Origin of the sequence: Mesorhizobium sp., assembly GCF_005063415.1 — a bacterium.
Lineage (GTDB): Bacteria > Pseudomonadota > Alphaproteobacteria > Rhizobiales > Rhizobiaceae > Mesorhizobium.
In genome coordinates, this window is sequence record NZ_SUEG01000398.1 from 1 (window position 1) to 302 (window position 302).

A 302-nucleotide genomic window follows, 5' to 3' on the forward strand; every position below is an offset into this window, starting at 1 on the left:
ATGGCCAATGGCAGGTGTCGAACGTGCGAAACATCTTGGCGCGGCAATCTGAAGTCCAGTGATGCCAAGTCGAACCTGATGGACTGCGCCAACGTCAAGGGTGTCGACTTCGATCCGTCGCCGATCCGCGTCGAGCGCATCGGTCTGACACGCGAGCAGATCGGCGACCTCGGCCTGCCTTGGATCGAGAACTTGGAGACCGGCAGCGGCAAGGACCTCGGCGATCCGGGTCACCCCGATCACCGCAAGCCCTACGTCCAGAACTACATCGCCAGTCAAGGTCGGCGAAAGGTTGAGGCCAA

1 pseudogene is annotated in these 302 nt (G+C 61.3%); it reads left to right on the forward strand.

What is annotated here, in order from left to right:
* Positions 1-78: 78 nt before the first annotated feature.
* A pseudogene (locus E5W70_RS32785) lies at positions 79-302 on the forward strand (hypothetical protein); the annotation flags it as partial.